Annotated in this window: 13 protein-coding genes; 10 read left to right on the forward strand and 3 right to left on the reverse strand. The window is 61.3% G+C overall.

The window, feature by feature from the left end; genetic code table 11:
- Positions 1-93: 93 nt before the first annotated feature.
- On the reverse strand, positions 94-966 hold the full coding sequence (locus AB4N80_RS27370) for an acyl-CoA dehydrogenase family protein (RefSeq protein WP_122566782.1): 873 nt from the start codon (positions 964-966) through the stop codon (positions 94-96).
- A 146-nt stretch (positions 967-1,112) separates the two neighbouring features.
- On the opposite strand from AB4N80_RS27370, the gene olsB reads away from it, so the two are divergent.
- Together olsB and AB4N80_RS27380 are read left to right on the forward strand one after the other, a co-directional pair.
- The gene (olsB, locus tag AB4N80_RS27375) at positions 1,113-1,868 is read left to right on the forward strand and encodes an L-ornithine N(alpha)-acyltransferase (protein WP_122566783.1); all 756 of its coding nucleotides are present in this window, start codon (positions 1,113-1,115) and stop codon (positions 1,866-1,868) included.
- Entirely contained in the window at positions 1,868-2,659 is a 792-nt protein-coding gene (locus AB4N80_RS27380) for a lysophospholipid acyltransferase family protein (protein WP_122566784.1), read from the forward strand. Before olsB ends, AB4N80_RS27380 begins: the two co-directional genes overlap by 1 nt.
- A gap of 114 nt (positions 2,660-2,773) precedes the next feature.
- Here AB4N80_RS27380 and AB4N80_RS27385 read toward each other — a convergent pair whose 3' ends face one another.
- The gene (locus AB4N80_RS27385) at positions 2,774-3,358 is read right to left on the reverse strand and encodes an acyl carrier protein phosphodiesterase (RefSeq protein ID WP_122566785.1); all 585 of its coding nucleotides are present in this window, start codon (positions 3,356-3,358) and stop codon (positions 2,774-2,776) included.
- A gap of 157 nt (positions 3,359-3,515) precedes the next feature.
- On the opposite strand from AB4N80_RS27385, the gene AB4N80_RS27390 reads away from it, so the two are divergent.
- From AB4N80_RS27390 to AB4N80_RS27405, 4 genes are all read left to right on the forward strand, one after another.
- Positions 3,516-3,818, forward strand: coding sequence for an ArsR/SmtB family transcription factor (locus AB4N80_RS27390; protein ID WP_122566786.1), 303 nt, complete (start codon positions 3,516-3,518; stop codon positions 3,816-3,818).
- Between the two features lie 17 nt (positions 3,819-3,835).
- Positions 3,836-5,002: an MFS transporter gene (locus AB4N80_RS27395; RefSeq protein ID WP_122566787.1), complete on the forward strand. Its 1,167-nt coding sequence runs from the start codon at positions 3,836-3,838 to the stop codon at positions 5,000-5,002.
- A 34-nt stretch (positions 5,003-5,036) separates the two neighbouring features.
- Positions 5,037-6,086, forward strand: coding sequence for an alkene reductase (locus tag AB4N80_RS27400; RefSeq protein WP_122566788.1), 1,050 nt, complete (start codon positions 5,037-5,039; stop codon positions 6,084-6,086).
- Between the two features lie 171 nt (positions 6,087-6,257).
- Entirely contained in the window at positions 6,258-6,884 is a 627-nt protein-coding gene (locus tag AB4N80_RS27405) for a hypothetical protein (protein WP_460079847.1), read from the forward strand.
- A gap of 352 nt (positions 6,885-7,236) precedes the next feature.
- On the opposite strand, the gene AB4N80_RS27410 is transcribed toward AB4N80_RS27405, so the two are convergent.
- Positions 7,237-7,869, reverse strand: coding sequence for a TetR family transcriptional regulator (locus AB4N80_RS27410; protein ID WP_305491836.1), 633 nt, complete (start codon positions 7,867-7,869; stop codon positions 7,237-7,239).
- Positions 7,870-8,136: 267 nt separating this feature from the next.
- Here AB4N80_RS27410 and AB4N80_RS27415 point away from each other — a divergent pair, with 267 nt between their 5' ends.
- The 4 genes from AB4N80_RS27415 to AB4N80_RS27430 all read left to right on the forward strand — a co-directional run bounded on the left by AB4N80_RS27415 (position 8,137) and on the right by AB4N80_RS27430 (position 15,886).
- Complete coding sequence (locus AB4N80_RS27415) at positions 8,137-9,294, forward strand: efflux RND transporter periplasmic adaptor subunit (RefSeq protein ID WP_122566791.1); 1,158 nt, start codon at positions 8,137-8,139, stop codon at positions 9,292-9,294.
- Positions 9,295-9,297: 3 nt separating this feature from the next.
- Positions 9,298-12,462 carry an efflux RND transporter permease subunit EmhB gene (gene emhB / locus AB4N80_RS27420; RefSeq protein ID WP_122566792.1) on the forward strand — a complete coding sequence of 1,055 codons (3,165 nt, stop codon included), beginning with the start codon at positions 9,298-9,300 and terminating at the stop codon, positions 12,460-12,462.
- Positions 12,459-13,916: an AdeC/AdeK/OprM family multidrug efflux complex outer membrane factor gene (adeC, locus tag AB4N80_RS27425; RefSeq protein WP_122566793.1), complete on the forward strand. Its 1,458-nt coding sequence runs from the start codon at positions 12,459-12,461 to the stop codon at positions 13,914-13,916. The genes emhB and adeC overlap by 4 nt, the downstream gene beginning before the upstream one ends.
- A gap of 716 nt (positions 13,917-14,632) precedes the next feature.
- A complete protein-coding gene (locus tag AB4N80_RS27430) occupies positions 14,633-15,886 on the forward strand; it encodes an OprD family porin (RefSeq protein ID WP_460079853.1) in 1,254 nt (417 codons plus the stop codon).
- The last annotated feature ends 77 nt before the right edge of the window (positions 15,887-15,963 follow it).

A 15,963-nucleotide genomic window follows, 5' to 3' on the forward strand; every position in this document is an offset into this window, starting at 1 on the left:
TGCTCGCGATGGCGGTTTGTCAGTCACCCTATGCTTACCTGACATTTCGCTATCGCGAGCAAGCTCGCTCGCACAAGGGGGGCGCTTGAAGGGCTATCCCAACGCCTTGACCAGCCGTTTGGCCCGCGCCCCCGCCGCAAGGTCCATCACCCCCTTATCCCGCGTCCACATCTCGCGCCACGCCGCAGGCCCGGCGGCCAGGGCCGCATTGAGTTCGCCGTCGAGCCCTTGGAACTGGGCGAACAACCCGCCCAGCAGCACATGTCCGGCAGGGCTGGAAGGGTTGTGGCGACTCACTTCCGCGCAGCCGGCGAGTAACGCCAGCAGGCGCAGTTGCAACACCTGGGGCCAGGCACATTCCTGCCCGACGCCATACAACCAAGCCGTCATCGCACTGAGCACATAAAGGTCTTCCAGGGTGCGGAACGGTTTGACGTAGGCGTCCCAACCATCACCTGCCAGCAACTCGCACAACGCGCCGTCAAGCAGCACGCGACCATGGCTGATGTCGGGCATCAGGCCCATGGCGGGCAGTTTTTCCAGGGTCACGCCGGGCTCGCCCGCATAGGCCACCGCCAGGTTCAGCCGTGGCGCTTCACCGGGCGCTTCGCAGCGGGCGGCAATCAACAGCCACTCGGCGGCATCGCCGGCGGTGACGAAATCCTTGCGCCCGCTCAGGCGCAAGTCGTCGAGGCGGGTTTGCATGTCCGCCGGGCGCAGGCTGCGTTGTTCAGTGGCACACAGGGCGCCAAGGCTCTGCGGCGCGCTCGGCCAAAGCACCCGCAGCGCCGCCTGGTACCCGACCAGGAACGCCAGCCCCGGCGTGGCCATCGACCGAGCCCCAACCACGGCCAACTCGAACGGCGTCACCGGCCCCAGGCGTTGCAACAACGCGGCATAACCTTCAGCCAGGTCCGGATGGGTGGGCAGCCGTTCGCCGCGTTCGATCAGGGTGTGCCAGGGCATGAGAGGGGCTCCTTGAAGGCTGTCATATAAGCATCACCAAAGCTTCATGGCGATGACACCGGGGCTACATAGCCTGACTTTGCACAACATGGCTGCATAAAGAAAGTCGACAGGCTGCAACTGAACAGCCCGCACGGAGATTCGCTATGACCCAGATCGCCCGCATCAGCGACACCGGCAATGAACGCCGCCTGCAAGCCGAACGCCTGATTGGCGCCCACGCTTTGCAAGAAGCCCAGGCCCTGCGCTTCAACGTCTTCAGCGGCGAATTCAACGCCAAGCTCAAGGGCGCGGAAAAGGGTCTGGACATGGATGACTATGATGTTCACTGCGCCCACATCGGCGTACGCGACCTGAACACCGGCCGCCTCGTGGCGACCACTCGCCTGCTCGACCACCAGGCCGCCAGCAGCCTGGGCCGGTTCTACAGCGAAGAAGAATTCAGCCTCCACGGCCTGGTCCATCTCAAGGGCCCGATCCTGGAAATCGGCCGCACCTGCGTCGACCCGGCCTACCGCAACGGCGGCACCATCGCCGTACTGTGGGGCGAGCTGGCTGAAGTCCTGAACGAAGGCGGCTACAGCTACCTGATGGGCTGCGCGAGCATTCCGATGCAGGATGGCGGCATCCAGGCCCAGGCGATCATGCAGCGCCTGCGCGAACGCTACCTGTGCACCGAACACCTGCAAGCCGTGCCGAAAAAACCACTGCCGACCCTGGACGTGCCGTCCAACGTGATCGCCGAAATGCCACCGCTGCTCAAGGCCTACATGCGCCTGGGCGCGAAGATTTGCGGCGAGCCGTGCTGGGACGAAGACTTTCAGGTGGCCGACGTGTTCATCCTGCTCAAACGCGACGAACTCTGCCCGCGCTACGCCCGTCACTTCAAGGCAGCGGTGTAATGAGCCGGTTGCGGGTGTACGCGCGTATTGCGCGAGTCTTGCTGGTGGTGACCCTGGGCCTGAGCATGGCCAGCGTGTTCGGCCTGTTCGAACGCCTGGGGGTCGCCAACTCGATGGTCCGTCGCCAGCGCTGGTCGCGCTTCTTCATGGCGCGGCTGAGCCATGCCCTGCCCTTTTCCGTCACCGTCCACGGTCAACTGCCGCAACGGCCGATGCTGTGGGTCAGTAACCATGTGTCCTGGACCGACATCCCGTTGCTGGGCATGCTCACGCCGATGTCATTCCTGTCCAAGGCCGAAGTGCGCACCTGGCCGGTCGCCGGATGGCTGGCCGCCAAGGCCGGCAGCCTGTTTATCCGGCGCGGGTCGGGTGACAGCCAATTGATCCGCAAGCAAATGAGCCGCCATCTGGAACAGGCCCATCCGCTGCTGATGTTCCCGGAAGGCACCACCACCGATGGCCGCTCCCTGCGCACCTTCCACGGGCGCTTGTTGTCGGCAGCCATCGATGCCGACGTCGCGTTGCAACCGGTGGCGATCCGTTACCTGCGCAACGGTGAACCGGATTCGCTGGCACCGTTCATTGGCGATGATGATTTGCTGTCGCACCTGATGCGCCTGTTCGCCAATGATCGGGGCGAGGTGCACATCCACCTGCTGAAACCGATTGCCTGCCACGGCCAGGAACGCGCGGCCCTGGCTTTCCAGGCGCAACAGGCGGTGCACAAGGCGTTGTTCGGGACGATTCCCGAGAAACAGCAAGCGCCAATGCGGCCTGCCATTGCGGCCTGATCCGAGAACCTGTGGAAATCCCTTGTGGGAGCGGGCTTGCTCGCGAAGGCGGCTTAACATTCAGCAGAGATGTTGACTGAACCGCCGCTTTCGCGAGCAAGCCCGCTCCCACAGTTAGTTTTGTGGTGCAATCTGGCTCAGCGCAAAATCCTGAAGCTGCGGATAGAACAACCGGAAATCCTCGCTCAACGGCTCATAGAGTCTGACCAGTTCCGGCATCGCCCCTGCCAGCTCCTCCGGCCGGGACAGACGTCGGGAGATTCCCCGCAGCACCTGCCCCAGCACCTCGAATTCCTGATAAGACCCCAGCCAATCATCCGCCGCCATATAAGGCGCGATCTGCGCCAGGCGCCCCGGCAGTTGCGGTTCGGTATTGAGTACCTGGTACACCCGAGAGGTGAAATCCATCAGCGGCCCCTCGCCGTACAGCATCCAGTCCCGGGCCAGACAGTGATCGAAAAACACGTCGAGGACGATCCCGGCATAGCGCCGGCGTACCGTGGAAAAACGCGACAGGGCTACGTCCACCAAGGGATGGCGGTCGGTGTACATGTCGATGCGCCGATGCAAGGCAATCGCCGCTTCGATCCGGGCATCGTACTGCCCTTGCAGCGGCCCTTTGACGAAATCGCCGTAGAGACTGCCGAGCAATTGTTCCCGGCCGAGGCCGCCGAGGTGCAGGTGCGCGAGATAGTTCATGGCGAGCAGCTTAGCATCGTCACGCCAATATCGTTATAACCCGATATAGCGATTTATTCGATCTTCAGATCAAATCCATATTGGTATATCGCAAAATAACGATTTAAGGTTCGCTCCATCGCGATATAGCGTTTTACTTACCCCGAGCTTGCCACCCATGACCCTCGACCTCGACGAAATAATAAAAGCCCTGGCGCACCCAGTACGGCGAGACATCCTCAACTGGCTCAAAGACCCCAAGGTCCAGTTCCCGGAACAGTTGCACAACCACGAGTTCGGCATTTGTGCCGGGCAGATCGACCAGCGTTGCGGCCTGTCGCAATCCACGGTGTCTGCGCACTTGGCGGTGTTGCAACGGGCGGGGCTTGTCACCAGCCAGAAAGTCGGTCAATGGCACTTCTTCAAACGCAACGAGGAAGTGATCCAGCAGTTCCTCAAGCAAATGAGCCAAGAGCTCTGACCTGACAAGGACCCATCATGCCCCTCTCACTCCTGATCCTGGCTCTGAGCGCCTTCGCCATCGGCACCACCGAGTTCGTCATCATGGGCCTGTTGCCCGATGTGGCGGCCGACCTGGGCGTGTCGATTCCCGGCGCCGGCTGGCTGGTGACCGGCTACGCCCTGGGCGTGGCCATCGGTGCGCCGTTCATGGCCCTGGCCACCGCCCGGCTGCCGCGCAAGGCCGCCCTGGTGGCGTTGATGGGGATTTTCATCGTCGGCAACCTGCTCTGCGCCATCGCCAGCGACTACAACGTGCTGATGTTCGCCCGGGTGGTCACGGCCCTGTGCCACGGCGCGTTCTTCGGCATCGGTTCGGTGGTGGCCGCTGGCCTGGTGGCGCCCAACAAGCGCGCCTCGGCCGTGGCCCTGATGTTCACTGGCCTGACCCTGGCCAACGTGCTCGGTGTGCCGCTGGGCACCGCACTGGGCCAGGAAGCCGGCTGGCGCTCGACCTTCTGGGCCGTGACCGTCATTGGCGTGGTGGCGCTGATCGGCCTGATCCGCTTCCTGCCCGCCAAACGCGATGAAGAAAAACTCGACATGCGCTCGGAACTCGTCGCGCTCAAAGGCGCTGGCCTGTGGCTGTCCCTGAGCATGACCGCGCTGTTCTCCGCGTCGGTGTTCACCCTGTTCACCTACGTCGCGCCGCTGTTAGGTGAAGTGACCGGCGTATCGCCTCGTGGCGTGACCTGGACCCTGGTGCTGATCGGTTTGGGTCTGACCCTGGGCAACATCATCGGCGGCAAGCTGGCGGACAAGAGCCTGGCGAACACCCTGATGGGCGTTTTCCTCACCATGGCCGTGGTGTCCACCGTACTGAGCTGGACCAGCGTGGCGTTGATCCCCAGTGAAATCACCCTGTTCCTCTGGGCCACCGCCTGCTTCGCCGCCGTACCGGCCCTGCAAGTCAACGTGGTGACCTTCGGTAAAGACGCACCCAACCTGGTGTCCACCCTGAACATTGGCGCCTTCAACATCGGCAACGCCCTGGGCGCCTGGGTCGGCGGCAGTGTCATCGACCACGGCCTGGGCCTGACCTCCGTTCCCCTGGCCGCCGGCGCGCTGGCCGTGCTGGCGCTGCTCGTCACCCTCATCACTTTCCGTCAGGGCGGCAACGCCGACCTGGCCCCGGCAACTCATTGACTGTTAACCCTTTCACTTTCGAGGTTGTATTTTCATGGCGACTATTTTCGACCCCATCAAACTCGGCGACATCGAGCTGAAGAACCGCATCATCATGGCCCCGCTCACCCGCTGCCGCGCCGACGCAGGCCGCGTGCCCAACGCGTTGATGGCCGAGTACTACGTGCAACGCGCGTCCGCCGGCCTGATCCTCAGCGAAGCGACCTCCGTCACGCCGATGGGCGTGGGCTACCCGGACACGCCGGGTATCTGGTCCAACGATCAGGTGCGCGGCTGGGCCAATATCACCAAGGCGATCCACGGCGCTGGCGGCAAGATCTTCCTGCAACTGTGGCACGTGGGCCGGATCTCCCATCCGTCGTATCTGAACGGTGAAACCCCGGTGGCGCCCAGCGCGATCCAACCCAAGGGCCACGTGAGCCTGGTGCGTCCGCTGGCCGACTACCCAACGCCGCGCGCACTGGAAACCGCTGAAATCGCCGACATCGTCGACGCTTATCGTGTCGGTGCCGAGAACGCCAAGGCCGCCGGTTTCGACGGCGTGGAAATCCACGGCGCCAACGGCTATCTCCTTGACCAGTTCCTGCAAAGCAGCACCAACCAGCGCACCGACAACTACGGCGGCTCCCTGGAAAACCGTGCCCGCCTGCTGTTGGAAGTGACCGACGCAGCCATCGAAGTCTGGGGGGCCGGCCGGGTTGGCGTGCACCTGGCGCCACGCGCCGACTCCCATGACATGGGCGACGAAAACCGCTTGGAAACCTTCAGCTACGTGGCTCGCGAGTTGGGTAAGCGCGGCATCGCCTTCATCTGCTCCCGTGAGAAAGAAGGCGACGACAGCATCGGCCCACAACTCAAGCAGGCTTTCGGCGGCCCGTACATCGCCAACGAACGCTTCACCAAGGACAGCGCCAACGCCTGGCTGGCCGAGGGCAAGGCCGATGCCGTGGCCTTCGGCGTGCCGTTCATTGCCAACCCGGACCTGCCGGCCCGCTTGCAAGCCGATGCACCGCTGAACGAAGCGCACCCGGAGACCTTCTATGGTAAAGGTCCGGTGGGTTATATCGATTATCCAGTGATGTAAGTCTAAAAAAACAAAAGCCCTGCCTCGAAAGAGCCAGGGCTTTTTTATTTGCGCTTAATATCCAGTCAAACATCCAAACTTCTAAAACCCATCTAACTGTCCATATTATCGCCAGCCACAAGACCAAACGTCTTGCCCGCTTGCAGTCACTCTCTTTGAAAAGGATTTCAAATGAACACTACCCTAGAAAACAGCCAACAGACCAACAATAGTATTTATGAACTCATCGCCTCTCAATTCAGTTGGGCACCGTTGGCCGTGTTGTACCAATTCCTCAAATCACTCGATACGCAAGAATATGTGCCGATGCTCACGGCGCTGATAGAGAAAGCGAACCTGAATGACAAGGTCAACAAGGAGGTTCAAGCCTGGGAACAGGAACGCCTCAACCCAAGCCGCACCCGTCTCGTCGTAAAGTTGATCAACCATACCGACTTGGATTTTGAAGTCGGTGAACATAACTTGCAGTGGAATGCGGACGAGCAACACCCCACACAGATTCTTCCCTGGGATATCCAAGCCTGGAAGTTCGACCTCGCGTATACCCGGCGCCTGGGCAGTCCCAGTAAGGACATGTTCAAACATTTCATTGTGTTCGGCGATAAAGAGTTTGGCTTTCGTTTTGACTTCGGTTTGCGCGTCAATACATCCTTCGGTGTTATTTCACCAACGCTGACCCCCGTCCGGACCCACACACTGACCTCGATTGGAACAAGCCCGATCCAATGCACGACTCGAATCACTCGCACAGGCCGTGAAGAGCCCTATGGTTTTACCGTGGAACTCACGCTGAGCTGAAAAATTCGGCCTCGCCCGTGATGCTGTTCACTTAAGGCTTGCCTGAATCCTTGTGGCGAGGGAGCTTGCTCCCGCTGGGCTGCGTAGCAACCCTTTCTTGTGAGCGCTTCGCACTCACGCGGGAGCAAGCTCCCTCGCCATAGGTTCATAGTTTTTACAGCCTCGCCAGGGCCGTCTGGCGGCCCGTTCGCAAGACCTTGTCAACCGGGCTCTTCCTGCACATTTCATCCACGCGAAACAAATTTCCTACAAAATTCGCCGCCGGTTGCCTATCAACCGCGCCAGTGTCGGTTTATAAAAGCATCCTTACGCGCTCGTATTGACACAAACCGACGCAATTACGCATTTTGTTTCATTTGCGCAGGCTGGGGCTCAAGTGCAGCATGTCCAGCCCGATCTCCACCCAACGCTCGGCTTCACCCGCCAGGGCGAAGCTGTCGGGGGCCAGCAGCCACTGGTACAAAATGCCATCGATGTAGGCATGAATGGCGACTGCCGCCCTTTCAGGGTCCAGATCATCCGGCAACTGGCCGCGTTTCATCGCATTGCGCAACGACAGGGCGATGCGCACATTGCAGTCGAGGCTGACCTCGCGTCGCTGCTGGCGCAAATCGCACATTTCATCGGTGAATTCACACTTATGGAACAGGATCTCATTAATGCGTCGGGTTTTCGGATCCAGGGCCACTTGCTGGAACAACCGGACCAACAACTTGCGAATACAGCCCAGCGGATCAAGCTCCTCTTCACTTTTACTGGCACGGGCCAACTCGTCGAGCGGCTCGTGCAGGGTATCGAGCATGGCCTGGAGCAGATCCGCCTTGTTGCTGAAATGCCAATAGATGGCACCGCGCGTCACACCGGCCAGTGTCGCGATGTCGGCCAGGGTCGTACGCGCCACGCCACGCTCGAAAAAGGCCTTTTCGGCCGCTTCGAGTATCTGGCTGCGAGTCTCCTGGGCTTCCTCTTTGGTACGACGGACCATGGCAGTAAACACCTCAATCAGGATGCGGTCAGCAATGCGTAAGAATCAGCTGAACAAAATGTGAGGCGACGTCTCCTGGAAGGCGTCCCCGATCTACGCTGGCCTTTGTCAGGCTTTTGTAAATCCGGATATTACGCAATTTGGCTGTTTACAAACAACCATGTACGTAAGTATATTTCTTAGCATCCTACTAATTGAATTACTGCTGCTTTTTTACCTTTCCACCTTTCGAGTGCGCCCGCTGCGCGCCTGGACCCGAGGATTTCCATGCAATTCAAGCCAGCTGTTACTGCTCTGGTTACCGCCATCGCCCTGGCATCGCTGCTCAGCGGATGCAAAAAGGAAGAGGCTGCACCTGCTGCTCCCCCTCCTCAGGTCGGCGTCGTAACCCTCAAGACCCAAGCCTTCACCTTGACCTCGGAACTGCCGGGGCGCACCAGTGCGTTCCGCGTCGCGGAAGTACGGCCACAGGTCAACGGGATCATTCTCAAGCGCCTGTTCAAGGAAGGCGCCGACGTCAAGGCCGGCCAGCAGCTTTACCAGATCGACCCGGCCGTCTATGAAGCGACTCTCAAGAGCGCCGAGGCCAACCTGCGCTCCACCAAGTCGATTGCCGACCGCTACAAGCAGCTGGTGGACGAACAGGCGGTGAGCCGTCAGGAATACGACACCGCAGTGGCCAATCGCCTGGAGTCGGAAGCCAACCTGCAGACCGCCCAGATCAACGTGCGCTACACCAAGGTCTATGCGCCGATTTCCGGTCGCATCGGCCGCTCTTCGGTGACCGAAGGTGCGCTGGTCAGTAATGGCCAGACCGATGCCATGGCAACCATCCAACAACTGGACCCGATCTATGTCGACGTGACACAGAGTTCGGTCGAGCTGCTGCAACTGCGCCGCGAGCTGGAAAGCGGCCGTCTGCAAAAGGCTGGCGAGAACGCCGCCATGGTCAAGCTGACCCTGGAAGACGGCAGCCAGTATCCGCACGAAGGCAAGCTGGAGTTCTCCGAAGTGTCGGTCGACCAGACCACCGGTTCGGTGACCTTGCGCGCCGTATTCCCTAACCCCGACCACACCTTGCTGCCGGGCATGTTCGTCCATGCACAGTTGCAGGCCGGAGTGAACAGCGCGGCAATCCTGGCGCCGCAACAAGGCGTGACCCGCGACCTCAAGGGCATGCCGACCGCCATGGTGGTGGGCGCCGACAACAAAGTCGAACTGCGCCAGCTCAAGGCCAGCCGCACCGTCGGCAACCAGTGGTTGATCGAAGACGGGCTCAAGGCCGGCGATCGCTTGATCACCGAAGGTTTGCAATACGTACGGCCGGGGGCTGAAGTCAAAGCCACCGAAGCCACCAACGTCGATACCAAGAACCCGGCCCCCGCTCAGGCAGCTGATAAAGCAGCCGGCGGCAAAGGGGAGTAAACCATGTCGAAATTTTTCATCGACCGTCCGATTTTCGCCTGGGTGATCGCCCTGGTGATCATGCTGGTCGGGGCTCTATCGATCCTCAAGTTGCCGATCAACCAATACCCGAGCATTGCGCCGCCAGCCATTGCGATCCAAGTGACCTACCCGGGCGCTTCCGCGCAAACCGTGCAGGACACCGTGGTGCAAGTGATCGAGCAGCAGCTCAACGGCATCGACAACTTGCGGTATGTGTCCTCGGAAAGTAACTCCGACGGCAGCATGACCATCACCGCGACCTTCGAGCAAGGCACCAGCTCCGATACCGCGCAGGTCCAGGTCCAGAACAAACTGAACCTGGCAACCCCGCTGCTGCCGCAAGAAGTGCAGCAGCAAGGCATCCGCGTGACCAAGTCAGTGAAGAACTTCCTGATGGTCATCGGTGTGGTGTCGCGCGACGGCAGCATGACCAAGGACGACCTGTCCAACTACATCGTGTCCAACATGCAGGACCCGATCTCGCGCACTGCCGGTGTCGGCGACTTCCAGGTTTTCGGCGCCCAGTACGCGATGCGGATCTGGCTCGACCCGGCCAAGTTGAACAACTTCAACCTGACCCCGGTGGACGTGAAAAACGCCATCGCCGCGCAGAACGTCCAGGTCTCGTCCGGCCAACTCGGCGGCTTGCCTGCCCTGCCCGGCCAGCAACTGAACGCCACCATCATCGGCAAGACCCGTTTGCAGACCGCCGAGCAGTTCAAGGCGATCCTGCTCAAGGTCAACCCGGACGGTTCGCAAGTGCGCGTCGGCGACGTTGCCGAGGTGGGCCTGGGCGGTGAGAACTACAGCGTCAGCGCCCAGTTCAACGGCGCCCCGGCCTCGGGCCTGGCGGTCAAACTGGCCAACGGCGCCAACGCCCTCGACACGGCCAAGGCCCTGCGCAAGACCATCGACGACCTCAAGCCCTTCTTCCCGCAAGGCGTGGAAGTGGTGTTCCCGTACGACACCACCCCGGTGGTGAGCGAATCGATCAAGGGTGTGGTGGAAACCCTGGTCGAAGCGGTCGTGCTGGTGTTCCTGGTGATGTTCCTGTTCCTGCAGAACTTCCGCGCCACCATCATCACCACGATGACGGTGCCGGTAGTGTTGCTGGGTACCTTCGGGATCCTCGCGGCGTTCGGCTTCAGCATCAACACCCTGACCATGTTCGGTATGGTGCTGGCCATCGGCTTGCTGGTGGACGACGCCATCGTCGTGGTGGAAAACGTCGAACGGGTGATGAGCGAAGAAGGCCTGTCGCCCAAGGAAGCCACCAAGAAATCCATGGGCCAGATCCAGGGTGCCCTGGTGGGTATCGCCCTGGTGCTCTCGGCAGTACTGCTGCCAATGGCGTTCTTCGGCGGTTCCACCGGTGTGATCTATAAGCAGTTTTCCATCACCATCGTCTCGGCCATGGCCCTGTCGGTCATGGTGGCGTTGATCTTCACCCCGGCGCTTTGCGCCACCATGCTCAAGCCCATTCCCAAGGGTGAGCACGGCACGCCGAAACGCGGTTTCTTCGGCTGGTTCAACCGCAACTTCGACCGCGGCGTACGGAGCTACGAACGTGGCGTGGGCAATATGCTCAAGCACAAGGCGCCGTACCTGCTGGCCTACATCATCATCGTGGTCGGCATGGTCTGGCTGTTCACCCGCATCCCGACAGCGTTCCTGCCGGAAGAAGACCAGGGCGTGTTGTTCGCCCAGGTGCAGACACCGGCCGGTTCCAGCGCCGAACGCACCCAAGTGGTGGTGGACAAGATGCGTGAGTTTCTGCTGCGTCCAAGCAAGGACGGCGGTGAAGGCGATGCCGTGGCGTCGGTGTTCACAGTGACCGGTTTCAACTTCGCCGGTCGCGGCCAGAGTTCCGGCATGGCCTTCATCATGCTCAAGCCATGGGACGAGCGTAACGCCGACAACAGCGTGTTCAAGCTCGCGACCCGTGCCCAGCAGCACTTCTTCACCTTCCGTGACGCGATGGTGTTCGCCTTCGCCCCGCCGGCCGTGTTGGAGTTGGGTAACGCCACCGGTTTCGACGTGTTCCTGCAGGACCGCGCCGGCATCGGCCACGCCAAGTTGATGGAGGCGCGTAACCAGTTCCTCGGCATGGCGTCCCAGAGCAAGATCCTCTCCCAGGTGCGTCCGAACGGCCTGAACGACGAGCCGCAGTACCAGCTGGAAATCGATGACGAGAAGGCCAGCGCGCTGGGCATCACCTTGTCGGACATCAACAACACCCTGTCGATTGCCCTGGGCAGTAGCTATGTGAACGACTTCATCGACCGTGGTCGGGTGAAGAAGGTGTACGTGCAGGGCCAACCCGGTTCTCGCATGAGCCCCGAAGACCTGCAGAAGTGGTACGTGCGCAACAGCGCCGGGACCATGGTGCCGTTCACGGCGTTCGCCAAAGGTGAGTGGGTCTACGGCTCGCCGAAACTGGCGCGTTACAACGGCGTGGAAGCGATGGAAATCCTTGGCACCCCGGCGCCAGGCTATTCCACCGGTGAAGCCATGGCCGAAGTCGAAGCCATCGCCAAGAAGCTGCCGGCCGGTGTCGGCATTTCCTGGACGGGCCTGTCCTACGAGGAACGTCTGTCGGGCTCCCAGGCGCCAGCGTTGTACGCCTTGTCGCTGCTGATGGTGTTCCTGTGCCTGGCGGCGCTGTACGAAAGCTGGTCGATTCCGATCGCGGTCATGCTCGTGGTTCCCCTGGGGATCATCGGGGCCCTGCTGGCGACCAGCCTGCGCGGCCTGTCCAACGACGTGTACTTCCAGGTGGGCTTGTTGACCACCATCGGCCTGGCGGCGAAAAACGCCATTCTGATCGTGGAATTCGCCAAGGAACTCCACGAGCAGGGCCGAACCCTGGTGGAAGCCGCCGTTGAAGCCTGTAGGATGCGTCTGCGACCGATCATCATGACCTCCCTGGCGTTCGTCCTCGGCGTAGTCCCGCTGGCAATCTCCACCGGCGCCGGTTCGGGCAGCCAGCACGCCATCGGTACCGGTGTAATCGGCGGTATGCTCACCGCCACCATCCTGGCAATCTTCTGGGTGCCATTGTTCTTCGTGACCGTGTCGTCGATAGGCCGTCGCAAAAATACCGACGGGCACGACACTCCTGAAACTTCCAAAGAGGCTGGCCAATGAGCAAGTCGCTACTCTCCCTGACCATCGCCGCCATCGTGCTCAGCGGCTGCTCGCTGATCCCCGACTATCAGCGGCCCGAAGCACCGGTCGCGGCGCAATACCCGCAAGGGCCGGCCTACGAGGCGGCCAATGCGCCCGGCCAGGCCGCCGCCGAGCAAGGCTGGAAGCAGTTTTTCCATGACCCGGCGCTGCAACAGCTGATCCAGGTCGCCCTGGAAAACAACCGCGACCTGCGCGTCGCGGCGCTGAACATCGATGCCTACGCCGCGCAATACCGCATCCAGCGTGCGGACCTGTTCCCGGCGGTCTCGGCCACCGGCTCCGGCAACCGTCAGCGGGTACCGGCACGGGCTTCGCAAACCGGCGAAGCGGCGATCAGCAGTTCCTATTCGGCGACCTTGGGCATCAGCGCCTATGAACTGGACCTGTTCGGTCGGGTTCGCAGCCTGAGCGAGCAAGCGCTGCAGAGCTACTTTGCCACTGAAGAAGCCCGCCGTAGCACCCAGATCAGCCTGGTGGCCAACGTCGCCAATGCCTACCTGACCTGGCAGGCCGACAAGGAACTGCTCAAGCTGACCCAGGAAACTCTCGGGGCCTACGAGCAAAGCTTCAAGCTGACCTCGCGCAGCGCCGAAGTCGGCGTCGCCTCGGCCCTGGACCTGAGCCAGGCGCGCACCGCGGTGGAAAACGCCCGTGTGCAACTGGCCCGCTACACCCGCCAGGTCGCCCAGGACGAGAACAGCCTGACCCTGCTGCTGGGTACAGGCCTGCCGGCCAACCTGAACTCGCAACCGTTGAGTGATGACTTGCTCAGCGAAGTGCCGGCCGGGCTGCCATCGGACCTGCTGCAACGTCGTCCGGACATCCTCCAGGCCGAACGCAACTTGCTGGCCGCCAACGCCAACATCGGTGCCGCACGGGCCGCGTTCTTCCCGAGCATCAGCCTGACGGCCAACGCCGGCACCCTGAGCCCGGACCTGTCCGGCCTGTTCAAAGGCGGTTCGGGCACCTGGACCTTCGCGCCGCAAATCAACCTGCCGATCTTCAACGCCGGCAGCCTGCGCGCGAGCCTGGACTACGCCAAGATTCAGAAAGACATCAACGTCGCGCAGTACGAGAAGTCGATTCAGACAGCGTTCCAGGAAGTTTCCGACGGCTTGGCCGCGCGCCAGACCTACAACGAACAGTTGCAGGCCCAGACCGACTTCGTTGCCGCCAACCAGGACTACTACCGCCTGGCCGAGCGTCGCTATCGCATCGGCGTCGACAGCAACCTGACCTTCCTCGACGCCCAGCGCCAGTTGTTCAGCGCGCAACAGTCGCTGATCACTGACCGCCTTGCGCAACTGACCAGCGAGGTCAATCTGTACAAGGCATTGGGCGGTGGTTGGAATGCCGAGACGGGCAAGAACGAGCCGGTGGCGGAGAAAGCGCCGCCACTGAAATTGTTCTGATTTGAAGCCTGAACGCTGAAACACGAAGCCCACCGGAAGGTGGGCTTTTTGTTTGTGTGCGCTTTAACGCTGGCCTATGTGGGAGCAAGGCTTGCCCGCGATGGAGGCGATGCGGTCTTTCAGGAACCGAGGCGCCTGTTTCGCGAGCAAGCTTTGCTCCCACAGGACCTGCTCAAACAGATCTGATGGGTGTACGACCAGGAGAGCCAGGTCGGCTACTAGGCCGCCTCGTGGTGGACGTTGATCTCGGCGCCCCGTTAACCACAATGCCCGCGTTCGGGCACACCGAGCCTAAGCGAGGTGCCGAGTGGTGGGGCAGGAGCGTTTTGGTTACTTTTGCGCCTTCAAAAGTGACCCGCCGTAAGGGCGGCCCCCTAAGTCGCCGTTACCGCGAAAACGGATATGTACTCAGTCAACAAGAGCAAAGCCAACTGACAGGCCGCCATCGCGAGCAAGCTCGCTCCCACAGGAATGGCATTGGGCCGATGTAATTTTTGCCGTTCGATAATCGCCCAAAACCCGCAAACAGCAATTGAACCGATCCCGAGCGGCCCTTCACCATCGCTCCCACAAAACCAATAACAACAGGTTCGTCGCCATGCCCACACGCCCTACTTCGTCCGGCTGATCAACAGCGCGCCCAGTTCCACCGCACCGTCTGCAACCCAAGGTTGCGGCAACGACTCGCTTCGCCCACAACAATTAGAGACACGCCCATGAAACCCACACAGCACTTGTTCCCCAGCCTCATTGCCGTAGCCCTGACCAGTACCGCCCTGCCCGTCCTGGCGGCGGAATCGGGGTTTATCGAGGATGCCAAGGTCAACCTCAACCTGCGTAACTTCTACATCAACCGCAACTTCACCAACCCGAACAATGCCCAGGGTAAAGCCGAGGAATGGACCCAGAGCTTCATCCTCGACGCCAAGTCCGGTTTCACCCAGGGCACGGTCGGTTTCGGCATGGACGTGCTGGGCATGTACTCGGTCAAGCTCGACGGCGGCCGTGGCACGGCGAACACTTCCCTGTTGCCGATTCATGACGATGGTCGTCCGGCCGATGACTACGGGCGCCTGGGTGTCGCCCTCAAGGCTAAGGTATCGAAGACCGAGTTGAAGGTCGGCGAATGGATGCCGGTGCTGCCGATCCTGCGTTCCGACGACGGTCGCTCCCTGCCGCAAACCTTCCGTGGCGGCCAGGTGACCTCCACCGAAATCAACGGCCTGAGCCTCTACGGCGGCCAGTTCCGTGGCAACAGCCCGCGCAACGACGCGAGCATGGAAGACATGTCGATGAACGGCCGCGGCGCGTTCACCTCCGACCGTTTCAATTTCGGTGGCGGCGAATACGCCTTCAACGAAAAACGCACCCAAGTCGGCGTGTGGTACGCGGAATTGTCCGACATCTACCAGCAGCAATATTTCAACCTGACCCACAGCCAACCCATCGGCGATTGGACCCTGGGCGCCAACCTCGGCTACTTCACCGGCAAGGAAAACGGCAGCGCGCTGGCCGGCGACCTGGACAACAAAACCGCGTTCGCCATGCTCTCGGCCAAATACGGCGGCAACACCTTCTACGTCGGCCTGCAAAAAGTCGGCGGCGATGACGCCTGGATGCGCGTCAACGGCACCAGCGGCGGCACCCTGGCGAACGACAGCTACAACTCCAGCTACGACAACGCCAAGGAAAAATCCTGGCAACTGCGCCATGACTTCAACTTCGCCGCCGTCGGCGTGCCGGGCCTGACCCTGATGAACCGCTACATCAGCGGTGACAACGTGCACACCGCCACGGTCGACGACGGCAAGGAATGGGGCCGTGAAAGTGAGCTGGCCTATACCGTGCAGAGCGGTGCGCTGAAAAGCCTCAATGTGAAATGGCGCAACTCGACGATGCGCCGGGATTACAGCAGCAATGAGTTCGATGAGAACCGGTTGATCGTCAGCTATCCGATCAGCCTGCTGTAGACGCCGAACATGGATGGAAGCTGTACCACCGTCATCGCGAGCAAGCTCGCTCCCACAGGGGATCTGTGTCGAGCACA

The sequence above is a fragment of the Pseudomonas sp. H3_A02 genome (genome assembly GCF_054671965.1).